The following is a 4,244-nucleotide window of genomic DNA, read 5'->3' as shown; positions in this document are numbered from 1 at the left end:
TAATAATCAAACAGACGCCCTCATCGGCGATGAGGAATGAGCAAATCCATACCTATAGGACGAAGAGTCCAAAAGCCTGCGACCACAAAGCGGGCACATGCCAACGAGCCATGCCTAAACCCCCACTAAGAGTGCGTTCCGCGAGCTGATGCCCCTTTCGTCGGCGGGATTGGGTTAGGTCGGCTGGCCGGAGACTTGCCGTTCGTGCTCCGGGCGTGACTGGGTGAACAAACCCGGCTCGGTTTCGACGAGGATGCTGCGGCTGGCCAGGCGTTTGAGCTTGGCACGGACATTCTGGATGGCGTTTTGCGTCAGGGGCAGGTCCATCGCCATGGCCAGGTCGCGGGCGCGCAGGCAAGCGCCGACCTCGGCGAAGATGGCGAGAATCTGCTGGTAATCGGGGTGGTCGGGAACAGCGGGCGGCTCGACCGGCTCGATCGGGACGGGGTCCTCCTCGGCGAGGGAAAGAAGAGTCTTGCGGCTGATCCGCAGGTGCTCGATCGCCTGGCTGAGTTCGCCCAGACGCGCGGTATGCGTGTCGATCTCCGCCTGGGTCTGCTCGATCTGGCAGGTCAAGGCCTGCTCGCGCGCGTCGATCCTGTCCTGGAGCCAGGTGCCGGGGTCGAGTTGCCGACCGTCGGACTCGGTCATGTCCACCGCCCTGACGGGGCGCTGCCCCGGGTAAGGCGGCGGGACATCACGTCCGTCATCGCCCAATACACCCGCGACTCCGAACTGGTTGGAAGGTGCTCATAGTCGCGGACCAGACGACGGTGGAACATCAAGATGCCGTACGTCTGCTCGACAACCCATCGTCTCGGCTGGGGGACGAACCCCTTGTCAGCGGGGTTGCGTTCGACGATCTCCACGTCGATCCCCAAGCCGGCGCCGTGCGCGACGACCGTGTTCTTGAACCCCTGGTCGACCAGCGCCTTGGTCACGGTTCCCTGCGTGCTGGCGGCGACCCGGTCCAGCAGGGCGATCCCGGCGGTGTTCTCGTGGGCCGAGGCGGCCAGCGTGACCACGGCGATGATCAGGCCCAGCACGTCCACCGCCAGGCCCCGCTTCCTGCCCGGTACGCGCTTGGCGGCGTCTTTTCCGGTCGTGGAGGCGGGGACTCCGGCCGCGACGTGGACGCTCTGAGTGTCCAGTACGACCAGGCTCGGGTCGGCTAATCGTTTCTTCTTCTCCCGCAGATGCCAGCGCAGCAGGTCGTGGATCGTCTTGTCGGTGCCGTCATCGCGCCACTTCGAAAAGTAGTAGTACGTCGCGCTCTTGGGCGGCAGGTCGTGCGGGAGATAGTCCCATTGGACACCGGTTCGTCCCTGGTAGCGGATGGCGTTCACGATCTCACGCAACTCGTAGTTACCCTCGTGGCCGCTGACGGACGGGTGCGCGGCCTTCCACGCCGTGAGCACCGGCTGTCGGGTAGCGGGAACGCATTGCTACGTCCCCGCCCCCTCAGAACCGTGCGTGCCCGCTTGCCAGGCACACGGCTCAAGCAAGCCCCAAGGGCGTTCGCGGTGATACAGAAGCTGCGGACCTCCTGCGAGTTCTGGCCCGGAGGCTGCGTTGGCAGGAGGCGTGCACGAGGCGTGTCTGCGGTCCGTCCGGCGCGCCATCTCGTCCGTGGTGAGTGAGGTAGCTGGCGGCTACCGCTCTGCGGACGGTATTCAGCCACCAGCGTTCCCATTCGTGCGGGGATTGCGGTGGCTGAAAGGCGGTGAGGATGTAATCCCCGCAGAGTGGACAGCGGCCTTCCTGCTTGGCGAGCAGATTCAGGTTGTAGTTGTCCAGTGGGGGTTTGACCTTTCTCCGTCTTTTGGCCCAGTAGTCATGCAGGTCGGGGTCGTCGGGCGACGCCCCGCCAGTAACCAACTGGTGCCGGACGATGTTCGTCCAGGAGAATTTGACCACGTGAAAGGTGCCGCCGCTTTCGCTGATACAGCCGCGATCGCCGAACACCCAGTGGTCGTTCCTGTACTTGTTGAACTTGCCGTAGTAGCGGTGCACGATCCACTTCTTAGGCTTGTTGGGGTGGGAGTGCTTGGCCCACTTGTAGGTGTGCCGCCACACATGAGAGTCCAGGTCCGAGAAGACCCGGCTGGACACCACCCCACGGTAGTAGGCCGCCCAGCCCCGAATGATCGGGTTGAGTTTGGCGATGACCGCCACCACATTCGATCCGCGAAGTTTTCGCATCTCGTCCGTGAGCCTTTCCCGTATCCGCATGATCGCCTTTTTACTTGGCTTGATGATCAGCTTGGACTCGTGAAACCGGCGGAGAGTGAATCCCAGGAAGTCGAAACCTTCGGAGAGATGCATAATGCGTGTCTTCTCCTCGTTAAAGGTCAGGCCCCTGGGGGCCAGCCACGCTGCAAGCCGCGCCTTGACCTGCTCCGCTTGCTGCCTGGAGTGACAGCAGGCGACCATATCGTCGGCGTATCGCACCAGCACCGGAGCTCCTCGCTTCGTATCTCCGGAGGTACGTCCGGATGCGAGATAGCGGACTCCGGCAGCTTCCTCTAGGCCGTGGAGCGCAACGTTCATCAACAGCGGGCTGATTACACCGCCTTGAGGTGACCCCTCTTCGGTTGGTGTGAGCAGGCTGCCCTCGACCACTCCCGCTTTCAGCCATCTCCGGACCATTTCCCTAGCCGGGAAGGACCCGATCGATTTGAGCAGTTGTTCGTGGTCGATTCTGTCGAATGCGGCGGACAAGTCGGCATCCAGAATCCACAGCCTCTTGGCTCGGGAGCCTTTCAGCGTGGAGTAGAGAGCGCCGATGGCATCCGCACAGCTGCGGCCTGGCCGGAACCCATAGGACTTCGGCTCGAAGCGCGCTTCCCACTCGGGTTCCAGTGCGTTACGGACGCGCGCCTGGTGGCATCGGTCCATAATCACGGGGATACCGAGCGGCCGTTGTTTTCCATCGGCCTTTGGAATGTGCACGCGTCGGACCGGCAGTGGATTCCAGGACGAGCGCGTACAGTGCACACGTAAAGCCACGTCCATCCTGGCCTCGGGTGACAAGGCGGTTTCCCCGTCTATCCCGGCCGTCCGACGTCCAGCGTTGCGCTGAGTCACCTGCCGCACGCTGATCAGCGTGTTCGACCATGATCTCAGTATCAGTTTCTGCAAGGACCGGACCAGGGCCCAGTCCTCTTCCCGCGTCGCCTTGAAGATCCTCTGCCTCAGCCTCACTACGTTGTCCTCGTGGTGACGCCATACGATCTCGTCCCATTCGGCAACGTCCTTGGGTCCGTTCACCGCGGTGTTCAACTTGCCCCTCGGTTCGGGAGGCCCCGGGCCTCGGTCGTCAAAGGCTCACCAGCCCACGTCAGCTCCCCTTTCGGGACCCGGTCGCCAGGACCGGCATCCGGCCGGTTCCCCGAGACAGCCGCCTGGAGAGGCAGCCACATGTCCCGAGTCCCGCTGCCTTTCGGCCGCCGGCATCTGCTTTTTGGGCTTCCTGTCCCGCCGAGGAGTTCTGCCCCTCTTGCGATCGGCCTACCGAGCCGAAAAGGCCCGGACCCCGACGGGGTTTCCACGTTCCGCGCACACGAGACACGGCCGGGGTGGGCGCCCCCTATACCCCGGGGCCAGCGGTGTTCCTACGACCGGTTGATCGTCCCCGGCCGCCGCTTGCCGCCTCTTCCAGCGGCCAGGCCCTTGCACCCTGGTCCTCGTCCCGTCACCCAAGGTTTGGGCTGACGAGGCATCATCGGGGGTTCACTTGCGTTCGCCCGTCCGGCCTTCCCCTCGCCCGGTTGCTCCCCCGGACGGAGCGGGGGCCCTTGAGCTTCTTCCCTGGGCTTCGCACCCTCACAAGCGGGACCTGTGAACGCACGCCAGGGCGGGGACTGATCTCGAACACTGATCAGGAACTACGCATCCGGTCTATAACCGGCCTCCGATCTGCGAGTTCACTCGGAATGCGCGACTTCGTGTCGCACCGATCAACGCCCACTGGGCGTCGGATAAGTCACTCGGGTAGGGCTTGCGCTCGGTCACCGGGCTATCCCAGCACACCCGGCCCCGCCGACCGGCCGTAACGCTACAAATCCGTTCGATCACACTGTGACATCACAGGCGCAGGCTCACAGAACGCACTCTAAGTGGGGGTTTAGGCATGGCTCGTTGGCATGTGCCCGCTTTGTGGTCGCAGGCTTTTGGACTCTTCGTCCTATAGGTATGGATTTGCTCATTCCTCATCGCCGATGAGGGCGTCTGTTTGATTATTA

3 protein-coding genes are annotated in these 4,244 nt (G+C 63.4%); all 3 read right to left on the bottom strand.

Annotated features, from left to right (window positions below):
- Window positions 1-174: 174 nt before the first annotated feature.
- The 3 genes from KLK06_RS59260 to ltrA all read right to left on the bottom strand — a co-directional run bounded on the left by KLK06_RS59260 (window position 175) and on the right by ltrA (window position 3,282).
- Window positions 175-651 carry a hypothetical protein gene (locus KLK06_RS59260; protein ID WP_214644726.1) on the bottom strand — a complete coding sequence of 159 codons (477 nt, stop codon included), beginning with the start codon at window positions 649-651 and terminating at the stop codon, window positions 175-177.
- Window positions 648-1,418 (bottom strand): IS5 family transposase, encoded by a 771-nt coding sequence (locus KLK06_RS59255; RefSeq protein WP_214644725.1) that lies wholly within the window; start codon window positions 1,416-1,418, stop codon window positions 648-650. Before KLK06_RS59255 ends, KLK06_RS59260 begins: the two co-directional genes overlap by 4 nt.
- Window positions 1,419-1,497: 79 nt before the next feature.
- A complete protein-coding gene (gene ltrA / locus KLK06_RS59250; RefSeq protein WP_214644724.1) occupies window positions 1,498-3,282 on the bottom strand; it encodes a group II intron reverse transcriptase/maturase in 1,785 nt (594 codons plus the stop codon).
- Window positions 3,283-4,244: the final 962 nt, after the last annotated feature.

The organism is Nonomuraea sp. NEAU-A123 (assembly GCF_018603905.1).
GTDB lineage: Bacteria > Actinomycetota > Actinomycetes > Streptosporangiales > Streptosporangiaceae > Nonomuraea.
Note: the sequence above shows the minus strand (reverse complement) of the source record. Positions and strands in the feature narration are given on the sequence as shown.